The 16,633-nt window shown below is 36.1% G+C and carries 12 protein-coding genes and 4 pseudogenes; 13 read left to right on the plus strand and 3 right to left on the minus strand.

What is annotated here, in order from left to right; all coding sequences use genetic code 11:
- Window positions 1–74: 74 nt before the first annotated feature.
- The 11 genes and pseudogenes from queG (at window position 75) to H1D32_RS04235 (ending at window position 13,003) form a co-directional block, all read left to right on the plus strand.
- Window positions 75–1,215, plus strand: a pseudogene (queG, locus tag H1D32_RS04185) (tRNA epoxyqueuosine(34) reductase QueG).
- 62 nt (window positions 1,216–1,277) lie between these two features.
- Window positions 1,278–1,808, plus strand: a complete 531-nt coding sequence (locus H1D32_RS04190) for a methylated-DNA--[protein]-cysteine S-methyltransferase (protein ID WP_261176878.1) — start codon at window positions 1,278–1,280, stop codon at window positions 1,806–1,808.
- A 118-nt stretch (window positions 1,809–1,926) separates the two neighbouring features.
- Window positions 1,927–2,817, plus strand: a complete 891-nt coding sequence (locus H1D32_RS04195; protein WP_261176879.1) for an amidase domain-containing protein — start codon at window positions 1,927–1,929, stop codon at window positions 2,815–2,817.
- Window positions 2,818–2,941: 124 nt separating this feature from the next.
- Window positions 2,942–3,415 carry a tRNA (uridine(34)/cytosine(34)/5-carboxymethylaminomethyluridine(34)-2'-O)-methyltransferase TrmL gene (gene trmL / locus H1D32_RS04200; RefSeq protein ID WP_261176880.1) on the plus strand — a complete coding sequence of 158 codons (474 nt, stop codon included), beginning with the start codon at window positions 2,942–2,944 and terminating at the stop codon, window positions 3,413–3,415.
- A 574-nt stretch (window positions 3,416–3,989) separates the two neighbouring features.
- A pseudogene (locus H1D32_RS04205) lies at window positions 3,990–5,035 on the plus strand (protein prkA); the annotation flags it as partial.
- Window positions 5,036–5,119: 84 nt separating this feature from the next.
- Window positions 5,120–5,884, plus strand: a complete 765-nt coding sequence (locus H1D32_RS04210; protein ID WP_261176927.1) for a hypothetical protein — start codon at window positions 5,120–5,122, stop codon at window positions 5,882–5,884.
- A gap of 373 nt (window positions 5,885–6,257) precedes the next feature.
- Window positions 6,258–7,505, plus strand: coding sequence for a TolB-like translocation protein (locus H1D32_RS04215; RefSeq protein ID WP_261176881.1), 1,248 nt, complete (start codon window positions 6,258–6,260; stop codon window positions 7,503–7,505).
- Between the two features lie 72 nt (window positions 7,506–7,577).
- Window positions 7,578–7,996, plus strand: a pseudogene (locus H1D32_RS04220) (universal stress protein).
- A 344-nt stretch (window positions 7,997–8,340) separates the two neighbouring features.
- Window positions 8,341–8,928, plus strand: coding sequence for a signal peptidase I (lepB, locus tag H1D32_RS04225; RefSeq protein ID WP_261176882.1), 588 nt, complete (start codon window positions 8,341–8,343; stop codon window positions 8,926–8,928).
- 392 nt (window positions 8,929–9,320) lie between these two features.
- Window positions 9,321–10,484: a sporulation protein YhbH gene (gene yhbH, locus H1D32_RS04230; RefSeq protein ID WP_261176883.1), complete on the plus strand. Its 1,164-nt coding sequence runs from the start codon at window positions 9,321–9,323 to the stop codon at window positions 10,482–10,484.
- Between the two features lie 527 nt (window positions 10,485–11,011).
- A complete protein-coding gene (locus H1D32_RS04235; protein WP_261176884.1) occupies window positions 11,012–13,003 on the plus strand; it encodes an oxidoreductase in 1,992 nt (663 codons plus the stop codon).
- A gap of 388 nt (window positions 13,004–13,391) precedes the next feature.
- On the opposite strand, the gene H1D32_RS04240 is transcribed toward H1D32_RS04235, so the two are convergent.
- Complete coding sequence (locus H1D32_RS04240; RefSeq protein WP_261176885.1) at window positions 13,392–13,889, minus strand: DoxX family protein; 498 nt, start codon at window positions 13,887–13,889, stop codon at window positions 13,392–13,394.
- 659 nt (window positions 13,890–14,548) lie between these two features.
- On the opposite strand from H1D32_RS04240, the gene H1D32_RS04245 reads away from it, so the two are divergent.
- Window positions 14,549–14,983, plus strand: a complete 435-nt coding sequence (locus H1D32_RS04245; RefSeq protein ID WP_261176886.1) for a cytochrome c oxidase subunit II — start codon at window positions 14,549–14,551, stop codon at window positions 14,981–14,983.
- A 183-nt stretch (window positions 14,984–15,166) separates the two neighbouring features.
- Here the strand turns inward: H1D32_RS04245 and H1D32_RS04250 are convergent, their stop codons facing one another.
- Complete coding sequence (locus H1D32_RS04250; RefSeq protein ID WP_261176887.1) at window positions 15,167–15,337, minus strand: hypothetical protein; 171 nt, start codon at window positions 15,335–15,337, stop codon at window positions 15,167–15,169.
- A gap of 192 nt (window positions 15,338–15,529) precedes the next feature.
- On the opposite strand from H1D32_RS04250, the gene H1D32_RS04255 reads away from it, so the two are divergent.
- Complete coding sequence (locus H1D32_RS04255) at window positions 15,530–15,703, plus strand: hypothetical protein (RefSeq protein WP_169824294.1); 174 nt, start codon at window positions 15,530–15,532, stop codon at window positions 15,701–15,703.
- 143 nt (window positions 15,704–15,846) lie between these two features.
- Here H1D32_RS04255 and H1D32_RS04260 read toward each other — a convergent pair.
- Window positions 15,847–16,633, minus strand: a pseudogene (locus H1D32_RS04260) (FAD-dependent oxidoreductase); the annotation flags it as partial.

Here is a 16,633-nt window from a genome sequence, read left to right on the forward strand (position 1 = left end):
AGTAAGACTTTTTTGCTTTGATACCAACATATTACCATATAATTCCTTGATAAAAAATAAAAGGGGGGATAACAGTGACAAATGCCCAATTGAAATCTGAAATTATTGCATATAGTAAAAGTATCGGGATAGACAAAATTGGCTTTACGACTGCTGACCCCTTCGTAGAGCTAAAGAAAGGCTTGTAACCCAACAAAATTTAGGCTATCAATCTGGTTTTGAGGAAGCAGATATCGATAAACGAACTGACCCAAAATTATTACTTCCTGAGGCGAAATCGATCATTGCGATTGCCCTTGCATATCCTTCAAAAATGAAAAATGCTCCCAAAAGTACGAAACTTGATCCTAGAGGTTTGTTTGTCGTGCATCTTGGGGAGAAGACTATCATACAATACTAAAAAATAAGCTAGCTTTATTAGAAGCATTTATCCTAGAAAAAACTCCGACGGCTAAAGTTGTATCAATGGTTGATACAGGAGAACTTAGTGATCGAGCGGTAGCAGAACGAGCCGGAATTGGCTGGAGTGGAAAAAATTGTTCAATTATTACTGAAGAATTTGGATCATACGTATATTTAGGAGAAATGATCACTACGATTGCATTTCCTGCGGATCATCCTATTACCGAACAGTGTGGAACATGTACAAAATGCATTGATGCATGTCCAACTGGAGCCATTGTTCAAGGGGGTCAACTTGATTCCAATAAATGCATTGCCTTTTTAACACAAACAAAAACGTTTTTAGCAGATGAATTTCGTGAAAAACTAGGTAATCGCATCTATGGCTGTGATACGTGTCAGCAGGTATGCCCTGAAAATAAGGGAAGGGACTTTCACTTGCATGAAGAAATGGAGCCAGATCCTGAAGTTGTAAAGCCCTTATTAAAGGACCTTTTATTCATAAGTAATCGAGAGTTCAAAGGAAAATACGGCGCTCTTTCTGGAGCGTGGCGAGGTAAGAAACCATTACAAAGGAATGCAATCATCGGAATTGCTCATTATAAAGACACTACAGCTATTAACGAGCTAGTAAAATTATTAATTGATGATCCTAGACCTGTAATAAGAGGAACGGCCGCATGGACTATTGGAAAATTAGCCACCGATCAATCGGTACCCATATTAAAAGCGGCGAAAGAGAGAGAAAAAGACGCGGATGTGGTAGCTGAGATTGAAAAAGGGCTAAATATGCTCAAAAATCAGAAAATTTGACTATGGAAAACAACTACAGAGTCAAGTACTATTAAGACAAGAGGATTGAAAGAGGGGATAGTATGGAAAAAAGATCTGCCATTTTCTATAATGAAATGGATAGCCCACTTGGTCCGTTAACTATAGTTTGTAGTGATCTAGGAGTTTGTTTAATTGAATTTGGAACGATAGATGAGACACTAGCAACTATTAAAGTTTGGATGAAAAAGCATTTTATTAAAAATGAATTAGCTTTTAACCCTGAGGCAGTCCAACCAGTAATTACTCAATTACAGCAGTATTTTGCAGGGGAAAGAGTAGAGTTTGACGTTCCAATCGATTTAATCGGAACTAAATTTCAATGTGTAGTATGGGAAGCATTGAAAGGGATTAACTACGGCGAAACCAAAAGCTATAAACAAATTGCTAAAGAAATTGGTGCACCAAAAGCTGTTCGTGCCATTGGCGGAGCCAATAACAAAAACCCTATTCCCATTATTATTCCGTGTCATCGAGTGATCGGAAGTAATGGAGCCCTCGTTGGCTATGGCGGTGGAGTTGACAAGAAAGAAATATTGTTGGAAATTGAAGGTTCCATTAAAAAAATATCATAACTATGCCAAGTGCATAGTTTTTTTCTTTTCATGGCTAGTGTTTCGTTTGTGATAATACATCATTTTATCGTATCTCCCTTCATACATTTTATAAGCATCTATTTAGAGGAGGAGTTATATGAGCTGGGTAACAAACTTAAAAGAACACATCCAAAAAATAAACAATTCGTTTGTTTCAAATCATCGTGAATGCTTTCTCCGTGATGATGAAGAGAGCTGTTTAGTAAGGAAAATAGATCATTTACATCAGAGGGACGGAAAAATTGTTAAATCGATTGTTGATGGGACTGTTTTACGTACCCAAAAAATTGATGGATTAAGGCAGGTTGACTACGTAGTTCATTTCCAACATCTTATTAAACAACAAGATAAATTTCATATTGAAGAAAAAATAGAGGAGCGACGGGCAATCTTTTCGGGAGAAGAGTTGCTTGATGACTATTGTCCGTTAAGTGAGAAAAAAAACCAAAACGAAGAAAACGCTTTGTTCGATAGAGAGACATCTGAATTTGATGAGAGTAGATTTCAATATTCTAGATTAGAAGCTGTTCGCTATGCGGAACGTTGGTGGAATGATTATAATCCAAACTACAAGAAATTTGATGATAATTGTACTAACTTTATTTCACAATGTTTACATGCGGGAGGAGCACCAATGGTAGGTTATCCTAATAGAAGTAAAGGCTGGTGGTTCAGGAATAGAAACTGGAGTTTAAGCTGGTCGGTTGCCCATTCATTACGTTGGCATTTAAGTGGAGCAAAAACAGGATTAAGGGCAAAAGAAATGTCAAGCCCAAAGGAATTAATGAAAGGGGATGTCATTTGTTATGACTTTAATGGTGATGGGAGATGGCAACATAACACAATTGTTGTAGCCAAAGATGCTAATAATGAACCATTAGTAAATGCACAGACATCAAATAGCCGGATGAGGTATTGGGCATATCAAGATTCAACAGCTTATACCCCCAACATAAAGTATAAATTTTTCCACATCATTGACGGTTAGGAGAGTCTCATGAATGAAAAACTTGGCGATCGCCAATTTTTTCTATTCACCTCTTTTTTCACCCCATTTGGTAATGCTATAATATAGCTTAGTCGAAATGACGTTAAAAAATAGAGGTGAAAAAATGGGTTTACATATTGTGTTATATCAACCGGAAATTCCGGCAAATACAGGGAATATAGCTCGAACTTGTGCGGGGACAAATACTTCTCTTCACTTAATTCGTCCACTAGGCTTTTCTACAGATGATAAAATGTTAAAAAGAGCAGGCTGTGACTACTGGCCAAGCGTAAAGATTAGCTATTATGATTCTATGAACGAGCTGTTTGAAAAGTTTCCAAATGGAAATTTTTATTATATTGAAACAGTAGGTCAGAAGAACTATACAGATTTCGATTATAGTGAATTAGAAGAGGATCATTTTTTTGTATTTGGTCGTGAAACAACTGGACTTCCGAACGATTTGTTAGATCAGAATCTTGACCGTTGCTTACGTATTCCACAAACAGATAAGATTAGATCATTAAATCTCTCTAACACGGCAGCGATTTTAGTTTATGAAGCGTTACGCCAGCAAAACTTTCCGACACTAAAATAAGAAAATCTATAATGGAAACAACAAAGGAGCTGACATGTCAGCTCCTTTGTATGTAATGTTTAGTTGCGTTTTGGTTTTTCATTATATCCGGCAGTGAAAATAGCGGCTAAAAATGCCACAACAACCCCTAAAATTAGAAATGTTGTCATAATTGAAGCCTCCCTTAAAAAGAAATGATGTCCTAGTATTATTATTTCATTATAAGTGATAAATCAAACAATGTGAATGGAAATGTTTCAACTATTTTCACTGTTTCTGTGCAATATACATTATATCCCATAGTGAAGCATCAAAAGAAAATGATGAGGTTTGATGAAATGATTTTTTTCAGGCCAGAACAATACACTATAATAAACATGATAAAAGAAAAAACACTTCTTTCTCGCAACAAACTCTTATCTCCAACATATATTATCTCACTACTAGGCAGTTGCTTAGTAATCTCCAGATGAAAAAATCAATAGTTGGTCTTTTTTTTCCTAGGAAACGTTTGCAGAATGAATGAACAAAATAGTTTGTGCATAGTATTAATCAAGCATGCATTTTAAGCATCTAGAATTGGGAGGAGGATATGATGAGTATCTTAGATAGACTGAAAGAGTTTCGAGAAGAAGAGAAACGTTTGTTATGGGAAGGAACGTTCGCTGAATATCTAGAAATTTTGAAAAAGACCCCTGAAGTAGCTCAAACTGCCCATTCGCGTGTTTATAATATGGTTAAAGATGCAGGTGTTGAAGAGGTAGACGGAAAAAAACGATATAAGTTTTTTAGTGACCAAATTTATGGTCTTGAAGAATCTGTTGAACGATTAGTGGAGGAGTATTTTCATTCAGCTGCCAAAGATTGGACGTAAGAAAGAGGATCCTATTATTAATGGGACCAGTTAGTGGTGGTAAATCAACCATTGTATCAATGTTGAAGCGGGGCTTAGAACAATATTCTCGCACAGATTCTGGGGCGATTTATGCAATTAAAGGCTGTCCAATGCATGAAGATCCACTACATTTAATTCCACACCATTTACGTGAGGAGTTTTTCAAAGAGTATGGAATTAAAATCGAAGGGAATTTATCTCCGCTTAATGTAATGCGCTTAGATAAGGAATATGATGGGTGTATAGAAGATGTTGTCGTGGAACGTATTTTACTTTCAGAAGACAAAAGGGTAGGGATTGGTACATTTAGTCCATCAGATCCTAAGTCTCAAGATATTGCAGATTTAACTGGTAGTATTGACTTCTCAACGATTGCTGAATATGGTTCTGAATCTGATCCTCGAGCCTATCGCTTTGACGGGGAACTAAATAAAGCAAATCGCGGGTTAATGGAATTCCAGGAAATGTTAAAGTGTGATGAGAAATTCTTATGGCATTTATTATCATTAACCCAAGAAGGAAACTTTAAAGCCGGTAGATTTGCACTTATTTCTGCAGATGAGATGATTGTCGCTCATACAAATGAAGCTGAGTATAAGTCGTTTATTTCAAATAAGAAAAATGAAGCCCTTCACTCAAGGATTATCGTTATGCCAATTCCGTATAACCTTAGAGTTTCTGAGGAAGAAAAGATCTATCGTAAAATGATTAAAGATAGTGATATTGCGGATGTTCATATTGCTCCACATGCTTTAAAGGTAGCAGCAATTTTCACGATATTAACCAGGTTAAAAGAATCAAAGAAACAAGGTGTTGACATTCTTAAGAAGATGAAGCTTTATGATGGGGAAGTCGTCGAAGGCTTTAATACTCAAGATGTTGAAGAAATGAAAAAGGAATATCAAGACGAGGGTATGACAGGAATCGACCCACGTTATGTCATAAATCGTATTTCCTCGGCAATAATTCGTAAAGAACTGACATCAATCAATGCACTAGATGTGTTACGTTCCATTAAAGAAGGTCTTGATCAACATGCATCTATTTCCAAGGAAGACCGAGAGCGCTATATTAACTTTATTTCGGTAGCCAGAAAAGAATATGATGAAATTGCCAAGAAAGAAGTTCAAAAAGCATTTGTCTATTCGTATGAAGAGTCAGCGAAAACATTAATGGATAATTATTTAGATAACGTTGAGGCGTATTGCAATAAGAATAAGCTGCGTGATCAATTAACTGGTGAAGAACTTAATCCAGATGAAAAATTAATGCGTTCGATTGAAGAGCAAATTGGTATTTCAGAAAATGCAAAAAAGGCGTTCAGAGAGGAAATTCTTATTCGAATTTCTGCTTATGCTCGCAAAGGTAAGAGATTTGATTACAACTCACATGAACGATTAAGAGAAGCAATCCAGAAGAAACTCTTTGCTGATCTTAAAGACATCGTAAAGATTACAACATCGGCAACGACACCTGATGAAAATCAGCTTAAAAAGGTAAATGAGGTTATAGCCAGACTCATCGATGAGCACGGCTACAATTCTACTTCTGCTAATGAGTTGCTTCGTTATGTTGGTAGTTTATTAAATCGATAAACATATTTAACCGGGAAATGATAAGGATTTATAAAGTGCAAGGCGTGAGCCGTGCACTTTTTTTTAAGATAAGAAAGTAGAACCGTTTTTAGTTTTTGACTAGCGCAAGCAGCCCAGCCCAGCCCCTCGAGATCAAATAACCTTGCTCATTAAATGCTGCCTCTGTGGTCCAGTAGGTCCTCGAGGCAAATCTGCATGTAGTAACTCTAGAAGTAACACACGTTGTGAACGAGGTCAGTAGCTTTTGTCGGTTACCAAAAGAAAAAGCACACTTCGCTTTTTCCCAGGACGCTTGCGCTTTTCTTATGTATGATTTTGTTTCTTTTGGGGAAAGGATAAAAGGTTGTAAAAATGGAAGAGAGTAGGAAGGATCATGAAATGGTTTGTCAGCTTTATTTGTTTTTTATTAATAGTAGCTGGTGTTCTATCTGAAACTAGCTATGCCGAAGGAAAACAAAATTTAAAAGTAGCTTTTGTCCGGGATAATGATCTATGGATTAAAGATGGGAAATCTGGTGTTGAAAAGAGAATTACCAAAGAGCAATTTGTTCGTAATCCAGTGTGGTCTTATGATGGGAATTGGGTCGCGTATACAGAGGGGGAGGATGAAAAAGAACTCTGGGTTTATCATGTACCGACAAATGAAATGAAACAAGTAGTTGAATCAATGCAACAATTTCAGTGGTCACCAAATGACATAAAGATAGCGTTTCTAGCTAATGGCGTTTTAAATGTAACAGATATATCGGCAATGGATCAGACAAAATTTGAAAATGTCGCCTTGGGTGTTGGAAGTTTTTCATGGAATCCTAACGGAAAGGAATTTCTCGTTTCATCCGTGGCAAATCTCCTACCAACAGGTTGGACAACCGTTGATTTATTTACAGTTGCCCTTGATGCCAAGCTCGATCCAAATAAAATGAAGCATTTGTATTCACTTCCTAAACAATCAAATGAGTTTTTTGCTGTATTGACAAGTCGTTTTAAATGGTCGAGTGATGGTAAGTGGATTGCTTTTTTAGGAATCCCGACTGCGTCAATCTCGATGGACATGAATACACTTTGCGTTCTTTCTGCAGACGGTAAGGTCTTTCAACAATTGGGAGAGATGTTATTCTTTGATGATTGGTTTAAGTGGGCACCACTTTCGAACCGAATTGCCTTTATAGAAGGGGAAGGAAGATTTACCGTAAAAAATAAGCATTTGATGGTTAATGAATTTCCAGTTCATCAAGGTTTTTCTTTTACGCCAGAAGGATTTGTTGAAAAAGGTTTTACTTGGATCGACGGTGTTCAAATTGTTGTTTCTAGAGCAAAGGAATCAGACTGGTCAAATGATCCAAGTGAAAGGCCAAAACCGAGTTTATACCATATTAACACGTTAACAAAACAACAGACAGAAATCACGAAATCGGTGGAAGGTGAGGGAGATTATATGCCAATCTACTTATCTAATACAAAAAAGATTTCCTGGGTACATGTAGATGAAAATAAGGCAGCAACGATCTATATGAGTAATCTGGATGGCCAAGAAAAGGAAGTACTTGTTGAAAATATTGGAGACGGTAACCTATACGAAGATTCCTATGGCTGGAGTAAAATGATAAATTATTTTGATTAATTTTCAGTTAATTTACTAAGTTGTCCTCTAAAATAGACTATAATGAAGTAGAAAAGGGAGGGGAACTCACTCATGTTTAGTAAAATATTATTAGCCGCAGATGGTTCACAACATTCTATTAGGGCAGCGGAAAAAGCTGTAGCAATAGCGAAAGTCAACCAGAATAGCTTTATACATATTGTTTACGTTATTGATGGTTCCACATCAAAGGCTGATGTTTTAAGTCACTTTGATTCAGGGACTATAAACAAAAGAGAAAAGAAAAACTTAAGCCAATTGAAGATATGCTAGTAAAAGCAGAGATCACCCACGAATTTCATCTAATTCACGGTGAACCTGGACCGGCAATTGTAAAGTATGCTAATGAGGAACAATTCGATTTAGTCATTATCGGAAGCCGTGGACTTAATACTTTACAAGAAATGGTCTTAGGTAGTGTAAGTCATAAAGTAGCCAAAAGAGTTCTGGCCCCTGTCATGATCGTTAAGTAATCATCACTAAGGAAAACTGTCCGTAAGTATGAGTACAGCAAGTCGTGATGTTTCAAAGTCTAAGAGTAGAGTTTGAAATATCGCAATTGTTGAGACTGAGCTTAGGACAGTTTTTTTGTCTATACTTTTAGATAGCAATTAGGTAGTTAAATAGAGAGACGGTTTCTAAGATACAAATATCTATTTGTGAACTTTTTTTGAACATTTTTAGAAAATTTAGTCATCTTTTGTTCGTAAATCGTTTAAAATAATAAAAAGTGGAAAAAATGAGCATATTGATTGTTAGATCGAAAATAAGGTGATAAATTCAGATTATAATAATTATAAAGTAGGAGGTGACCCATATGGACTTAGAAAGTCGAGTTACTAACAGTGAAAGAAAGCAAAAGATTAAAAAGGAAATAATAAGCTGGGCCCAAACACTTGTCGTAGTTCTAGTCCTAGTCGTAGCGATCCGCGCGTTCCTGTTTACAAATTATATTGTTTATGGGTCTTCTATGATGCCGACAATACAAGACCGTGAAAGAGTCATTATTAATAAGATCGGTTATGATGTGGGATCACCAGAGAGGTTTGACATGATCGTTTTCCACGCTACTGAAACAACAGATTATATCAAGAGAATTATTGGTTTACCTGGTGATACAATTGAGTTTAGGGAAGATAACCTCTATATTAATGGTGAACTGATGGAAGAAACTTATCTAAATGAAATGAAAGAAGAATATAAAACCCGATCTTACACTGATGATTTTAACTTAGAGTGGTTAACAGGTGAAAAACAAGTCCCGGAAGGTCACATCTTCGTATTAGGAGATAATCGGCGCAATAGTATAGATAGTCGCCATATCGGTTTTATTTCGATGGACCAGATCGTTGGAAAAGCCGACATTGCCTATTGGCCAATCAAAGATTTTCGTAAATTAAAATAAGACCCACAATTTCATTGTGTGGTCTTTTTTTGTCTTTGTAAAATAGCATGTCCTAATTTTCTAATTTTTCGCTATCTTTCATTTCCTTTTAATAGGATGCATGTCCATACATAAAATTGAATAAATGTGAGAATTTTTGTCAACTCTATTTCTGAATTGCATAGGATAGAGTAAATAATATTTATCTTCTCAGCTTTGTTAGAAAGTCACACAGGATATATTCGTCGAATTATTTATATGCTAGTTAATTGAAAAAAGTGATTAAAACGAAAAAAAATTTTTTAAAACCTTACTATTGAACTGACGTTTTAGAAAAATTTAATTGATTCTAAGTTTTTCTAAATAACCAAGTCAAATGTGAAGAACAAACCATTAAGAGGAGGGGATTACGGATGAAAGGCAGTAATGACAAAAATTATGTTGTCTCTCAAGAAAATTGGTCCCTCCACCGCAAGGGCTATCAGGATCAGCAGAGACATCAAGAAAAAGTTCAAGATGCAATCAAGAGCAATTTACCAGACCTTGTGAGTGAGGAAAATATTATCATGTCCAACGGCCGTGACGTCATTAAGATCCCGATTAGATCTCTAGATGAATATAAAATTAAATATAATTATGATAAAAACAAGCACGTTGGTCAGGGTAACGGCGAAAGTGAAGTTGGTGATGTCGTTGCAAGAGATGGCAATGCTGAGCAACAAGGTCCTGGAAAAGGCCAAGGCGCAGGTGATAAGGCAGGAGAAGACTATTATGAAGCAGAAGTATCCATTATGGAGCTTGAAAACATGCTCTTTAAAGAGTTAGAGCTTCCTAACCTCCAGCAAAAAGAACAAGATAACATTGTTGTTGAAGATATCGAATTTAATGATATTCGCAAAAAAGGCTTAATGGGCAATGTTGACAAAAAGCGTACAATCCTAACAGCTTTGAAACGAAATGCAATCGATGGAAAGCCTAGAATTGCACCAATTTCTAATGATGATTTACGATTTAAGACATGGAATGAAATCATCAAACCAGAGTCAAAAGCAGTCGTCTTAGCGATGATGGATACCTCAGGTTCAATGGGGAAGTGGGAAAAGTATATGGCCCGTTCGTTCTTCTTTTGGATGACGCGCTTCTTGAGAACGAAATATGAAACAGTAGACATTGAATTCATCGCCCATCACACAGAAGCAAAAGTTGTTACTGAAGAGGACTTCTTCTCTAAAGGAGAAAGTGGAGGAACGATTTGTTCGAGTGCATATAGAAAGGCATTAGAGCTAGTAAATGCAAAATATGAACCATCTCGCTACAATATATATCCATTCCATTTTTCCGATGGTGACAATTTAACCTCTGATAACGCCCGTTGTCTAAAGTTAGTTAACGAGCTCATGGAAGTATCCAGCATGTTTGGGTATGGAGAGGTGAACCAATACAACCGCCATAGTACACTCATGAACGCCTACAAAAACATCTCAGACGAACGCTTCCGTCATTATATTTTAAAAGAGAAAAGTGACGTGTATCGAGCGTTGAAGAGTTTCTTTAAGAAGGAAGAGGTAAAGGTATAAAAAGGGAAATCCTTACTACTGGTAGAGATGCTGGTGGTAAGGATTTTGTTTGAAATTAATTTCCTATTTAATGGACTATCCTACTAGACTGTGGACCATTAAATGGAATAATAAAGATGAAGTACTGCAATCACTACTTTTGAGATTTTTTAATTCAATAAAAAAGTTATGATATTTTAAAACTATTTATAAATAGATAGTTATATTATCAGTAACGGTAATATTAGTTAGCTGGAAAAAAGAAAGGGTAACTGATATTGTAAATTAAATAGTAATCTCCTAATTATTATATATAGACAATTTTACGGGTACATCCCGCTAACTATACCAACCGCCATAGTACACTGTCCCCCCGACCCTCCCCCTCACCTTTTTTTACATTATTTAGTGAATTTACATAATATTGTCACTTCACTATCAAATGTGGATACTGAAAATTTAGTTAACTAGCTTTATAATAAAGGTGAGAAAAAATTTTAGTGACACTTGTGAAAAGGTTCACAAAATACAAAAAGGGAGGCTTTAACATGTATTACCAAAACTTATTCCAAGAAAGTAGAATAGGCAATCTAACACTTAAAAATAGAGTTGTGATGCCACCTATGGGAACGAATCTAGCTGGTTCAGAAGGAGAAGTCACTGATCATCTAATTGCCTATTATGAAGAAAGGGCAAAGGGGGGAACAGGGTTAATTATTGTTGAATTTTCCTGTATTGAATATGAATACGGAAAAGGTCTTGTTCGGCAATTAAGGTTAGACGATGATCGTTTCATCCCAGGTATACAACGTTTAGCCAATGCGATCAAAAAATATGGGTCCAAGGTTTTTGTTCAAATTCACCATGCAGGCAGACAGTCAAACTCCTCGTTAATAAATGGTAAACAGATCGTTGCTCCTAGTAACGTTGCCTGTACAGCAGTAGGTCAAGAACCTCGTGAATTAACGACAGTAGAAGTAAAAGAGTTAGTAAATAAATTTGTTCAAACTGCCGTAAGGTGTAAGCAGGCTGGTATCGATGGTGTTGAAATTCACGGTGCCCATGGATATTTAGTTAACCAGTTCTTAAGCCCTGAGGCAAATTTACGTACGGACGAATACGGGGGAAGCTTTGAGAATCGAATGAGATTTCTAGAGGAAATCATAGGTGGTATTAAGGAAAATTGCGGTGAGGATTACCCTGTTTCCGTTCGCCTCAGCGTGGATGAATTCATAAATGGCGGCATAGACTTAAAGTTAGGTAAAGCTATTTGTCGATACGTAGAAAAACTAGGAGCAGATGGACTACATATTAGTTGTGGAACCTATGACTCTATGGATAAAATTATAGAATCGCCGTTATTTGAACAAGGCTGGAGAGTCTATCTAGCAGAGGAAGTTAAAAAAGAAGTAAATATTCCAGTGATCACTGTAGGATCCATCCGTGAACCACAATTTGTAGAAAATATTTTATCGGGTGGAAGAGCAGACTTTGTGGCTATCGGAAGGGGATTGATTGCTGATCCTGAGTGGGTAAACAAAACAATGGAAGGAAGAGAAGATGAGATTAGAAAATGTATTAGTTGTCTCCATTGTATACATTCAGTTTTTGGTAATTCACATGTTAAGTGTTCCATCAATGCTAAAGCAGGTCGAGAACTAGAGTTTAAGGACATGCAGCGCCTAGCTTCTGACATAAGTCGCAATGTTGTTGTCGTTGGTGGTGGCCCAGGTGGAATGGAAGCAGCTCGAGTTTTATCAATTAAAGGATATGGTGTAACTTTATTGGAAAAGGAAAATAAGCTTGGTGGTCAATTGCACCTTGTGACGGACCCACAATATAGAAAGAAAATGACATGGCACATTAATTACCTCAGTAATGAAATGAAACGTTTAAATATCGATGTCCGTATGAATACAGAGGCTACGGTTGAAGCTGTTACCGCTTTAAATCCTTATGCAGTTTTATTAGCAACAGGAGGAAGACCAAAGCTTCCACAAGTAGAGGGTAATGATTTAAGTCATGTATATACTTATGAAGATGTGAAATTACAGGAAAAAGTATTTACAAATAATAAAGTTATCGTCGTAGGCAGCGGTATGATTTGTCATGGAACTACTCGTCGCCTTGCAGAAGCTGGTAATGATGTTACATTAGTTGAAATTCCAACAAAAGCAAGTAAAAGAATCGGACCTGATACTAGATTAAGATTGTTTGACAAACTTAAACAAGTAAATGTGGACATTATTACTGACCACAAATTGGCAAAAATACTTCCAGGCAGTATTATTGTGGAAGACAAAAATTCCGGGAAACAATCAGAAATTCAATCAGAGTATGTCCTTATTGCTATGGGTGTAGAGGCGTATAATCCATTAGAGGAAACATTAAGGGAAAAGATGAGAAATGTATTTGTATTAGGAGACGCAGCAGGCTATGCTTCCCTTGGTGATGCCACCCGAGGCGCATTTGAAAAGGCATATTTGCTTGAATCCATTGTTACACATAGCAGGGAAGAAGAGAGAATGGAAACATTTTGATTTATAAAAAGAAAAAATAATGATTGATGAAAATTTATTTTATTAAAACATAACATAAGGTCTATTTTTTCTATAAAAAGGATAATAGAAATATGCCCAAGATTATGGTAGGAAAAGACGTATGGCCATAAAAGAATTAAAAGCAACGTGTATCGCGAGTTGAAAAGCTTCTTTAAGAAGGAAGAGCAGACGTTGGTTTAACATTAATTTAAAAGAACTTACTACTAGTGAAATGCTGGTAGTAAGTTCTTTTTATTTTGTAATAAATCATTACATTAATTTTACCGGCTATCAAACCGACAGTTTTGTGCACAAATTTTATACATATGACAGTAGAGCAGTTCTTATTACCAAATTTCTATTACCTTAGATGCTACCTCTCTTTCACTTAATGTGCAACATACCTCTTGTTATGGAAAAAATACTTTTTTATATTTGGAATAATAAATCTATCAATGCCGTAGTAATACCTCCCTTTTCCAATAAGTAACAGAAACATTGCTACTACTAAAAAATTTAAATCTGGGCTAAATAATCCAACCCCAGCCATCATAAAGTTAATATTCATGAAGGCACCAGCAAGTAATGCCGGAATTGTCGCTAAGCCTATAATTAATCCTAGGCCAACAAGAAATTCTCCCCAAGGGATAAGGATGTTAAATAACTCTGAATTTGGTAATGCGAATCCTTTGAGGAATTCGGCATACCAACCTTGAACGATAGGATGTTCTCCTCCTGCATTTGCAATTGCGCCTTGTAAAAATCCACTCACGTCAAATCCAGATCGAATTTTATAATAACCTGCTTCGATCCATTGAAGTCCTAACCAAATTCGTAATATAGTCCAAATAATAGCCATTTTTGTTCCATTTATGTGTATTCTCATAATCAGTTTCTCCTTTTAGTTGTAAAATTTCATTAATATGCTACTGCTTTTAATGAAAGCTGTGTAGTATTTCACATATTTTCTGCACTTATCTACTTATCTCTTAATCATCTCCTCCGTAAGCTACCTCATAATTTACTTCGCATGATATTCTATCTCCTTTAATTTTTATAAGCTTATTTTAACGACCAAAATCTTCTATTCCCTTGATTTAGGTCAATTTCAGGAAAAAAACATAACAAAGTATAAAAAAATAGCGAGAGTTTAAGATTAAACAGAGCTTAATGAAGCCAGTGCTATGCAATAAAAATAAATGGGATCATTTGAACAAAATCTCTCCGCTCCATAAAAAAAGAAAGTCTTCCGAGAATTTTATAAGTAGCCTTAAGCTACTTTTCTTTATGCGGCCCCCTCGTTCAAAAGCTTTTAGCCTCATTATCTACTAATGGGCTACTAACTTACCTAAAAAGAACTACTTTTACTGTATATTTTAAACAGAGCCAATTTGAGATAATATCTTTAATTTCCTTGACCCATATCAAGGAAATTAGTAAATATGTGCATTAAAATATGAATAGTAAAACACTAAGAAAGATGATCACTTTCAATAATTGTTTTGCTAGATACAAATAATTAATCATTATAAAGGAGACCAAAATATGAAAAAGCTTGGATTACTTTTATTAACGGGTGCAATATCGCTAAGCCTAGCAGCTTGCGGTGGAACAACTGAGGTAGCAAAATCACCAGCAGAAAATGTTAGTGAAGAAACAGAAACTAAACAAGAGGAAGAAACTGTTGATGTAACAACTAACTCCGATGTAGAAGAGTTTACTATTACTGCAACTAACTGGGACTTTGCATCAGATAAAGAGTTAACTGTAAAAAAAGGCACAGTAGTCAAACTTAATTTAGTTAATGAGGAAGGATTCCATACAATTAGTAATGACGATTTAGGAATTGACCTGAGCCCTGACGCGCCTACTGAATTTACAGCAGACACAACGGGTGAATTTGAGCTACTTTGTTCAATAATGTGTGGTGCCATGGATGTTCATAATGCAATGAAAATTACATTAACAGTAGTTGATTAATAATTTTGATCTTTAGGTGTCAGACACCACAAATGGACATTTTTATTCGAAAGTCCATTTGATGAAGACAAAAATATTGCTATCAAAAAGATGAGCTAAATGTCCACCAGAAACGGACATTTAGCTCATTTTGTGCATTTATGGTGTCTGACACCGCTTTTCTTGACACCGCTTTTCTTATAATTAGTGATTATTTGGGTTTTTTAGTTGAGATTTACTACCACGTTTGGAGTTGTATTTCGTTCCCTTATTATTATCGCCACTAGCTATCTCCTGACCAAACTCTGTGTCTAACTTTCCACCTCTACTGGGTGAGCTTTGGTTTTTACTACCTTGATTATTACGCTTTGTCATTCTATACCCCTCCTATTTTTAACCTGCATGATTATCATTCCAAGATCTCCTCGTTTTCATTACAAAACTGAAATGCTAAACATTTCAAGTTAGGAAGGTAATCTAATGTTGTAGTTACCTTAAACATAGAAAAACATATAACGTATAACTTTCTTTGAAATCCTGATAATAAAAAAAGAAGGGGTGATAACAATGGCAAAACGGAATGGTAAAACTGACGCAGAGCAAAAGAATAAGCGTTCAGGGAAAACTGATTCTGAGTTCTCTAAAGAACTTGGCAGTGCTGCGGCTAATCGCGCTCATAAAGAGAAAGCCAAAAAAGAAAAAGCATCGAAAAACCAAGGAGAATGGAAAGGGATGCATTAAAAAGTAGTAAGTAAGCTTTAATTACAGGTAGCAAAATAAAGATTAGTAAGCCTTAAGACACTAACAACAAAAAAATAGCGGCCAGTTGGTGAATACAAAAACCCTTACTGCAATACTTGCAATAAGGGTTTTGTGAAGTTTAATTAGTTGCGAATTAGATAATCAAAGGCACCTAATGCTGCGTTTGCACCTGAACCCATTGAAATAATGATTTGCTTATATGGGCTATCTGTACAATCACCTGCAGCAAATAATCCTGGTAGTGTTGTAGCACCATGCTTATCAACAACGATTTCACCAAAGCGAGTACGTTCAATCGTTTCGCCTAACCAATCAGTGTTTGGAACAAGACCGATTTGAACAAACACGCCTTGTAATTCGATATGTTTCACTTCTTCAGTATCACGATCAATGTAGGAAATACCGTTTACTTTGTCTGTACCGGTAATTTCCTTTGTTTGAACGTTCTTTAGAACTGTCACATTAGGTAGGCTATAAAGACGTTTTTGTAGAACAGCATCCGCTTTTAGCTCTGGCATAAACTCAAGTACTGTTACGTGGTTTACGATACCAGCAAGATCAATCGCTGCTTCAACACCTGAGTTACCACCACCGATAACTGCAACGTCTTTTCCTTCAAACAATGGACCATCACAATGAGGACAATAGGCGACACCTTTGTTTTTGAACTCTTGTTCACCTGGTACGCCTACATTGCGCCAACGAGCACCTGTTGAAATGATGACACTTTTACTCTTAAGAACAGCACCATTTTCAAGTTCAAGTTCGAAAAGGTCTTTCTTTTCAATTCGTTTCGCACGCTGTAAGTTCATTACCTCAATGCCATACTCTTTCACATGTTCTTCAAGACTAGCAACTAGCTTAGGTCCTTCGGTATGCTTCACGCTATAAAGTTCTCAATACTCATAG

The organism is Anaerobacillus sp. CMMVII, from assembly GCF_025377685.1.
In the GTDB taxonomy this organism is placed as follows: domain Bacteria; phylum Bacillota; class Bacilli; order Bacillales; family Anaerobacillaceae; genus Anaerobacillus.

Excerpts from the sequence above, each read along its gene's own strand:
- H1D32_RS04190 (WP_261176878.1), top strand. The coding sequence starts at position 1,278 with ATGGAAAAAAGATCTGCCATTTTCTATAATGAAATGGATAGCCCACTT.
- H1D32_RS04195 (WP_261176879.1), top strand. The coding sequence starts at position 1,927 with ATGAGCTGGGTAACAAACTTAAAAGAACACATCCAAAAAATAAACAAT.
- trmL (WP_261176880.1), top strand. The coding sequence starts at position 2,942 with ATGGGTTTACATATTGTGTTATATCAACCGGAAATTCCGGCAAATACA.
- H1D32_RS04210 (WP_261176927.1), top strand. The coding sequence starts at position 5,120 with ATGAAGCTTTATGATGGGGAAGTCGTCGAAGGCTTTAATACTCAAGAT.
- H1D32_RS04215 (WP_261176881.1), top strand. The coding sequence starts at position 6,258 with ATGAAATGGTTTGTCAGCTTTATTTGTTTTTTATTAATAGTAGCTGGT.
- lepB (WP_261176882.1), top strand. The coding sequence starts at position 8,341 with ATGGACTTAGAAAGTCGAGTTACTAACAGTGAAAGAAAGCAAAAGATT.
- yhbH (WP_261176883.1), top strand. The coding sequence starts at position 9,321 with ATGAAAGGCAGTAATGACAAAAATTATGTTGTCTCTCAAGAAAATTGG.
- H1D32_RS04235 (WP_261176884.1), top strand. The coding sequence starts at position 11,012 with ATGTATTACCAAAACTTATTCCAAGAAAGTAGAATAGGCAATCTAACA.
- H1D32_RS04240 (WP_261176885.1), bottom strand. The coding sequence starts at position 13,889 with ATGAGAATACACATAAATGGAACAAAAATGGCTATTATTTGGACTATA.
- H1D32_RS04245 (WP_261176886.1), top strand. The coding sequence starts at position 14,549 with ATGAAAAAGCTTGGATTACTTTTATTAACGGGTGCAATATCGCTAAGC.
- H1D32_RS04250 (WP_261176887.1), bottom strand. The coding sequence starts at position 15,337 with ATGACAAAGCGTAATAATCAAGGTAGTAAAAACCAAAGCTCACCCAGT.
- H1D32_RS04255 (WP_169824294.1), top strand. The coding sequence starts at position 15,530 with ATGGCAAAACGGAATGGTAAAACTGACGCAGAGCAAAAGAATAAGCGT.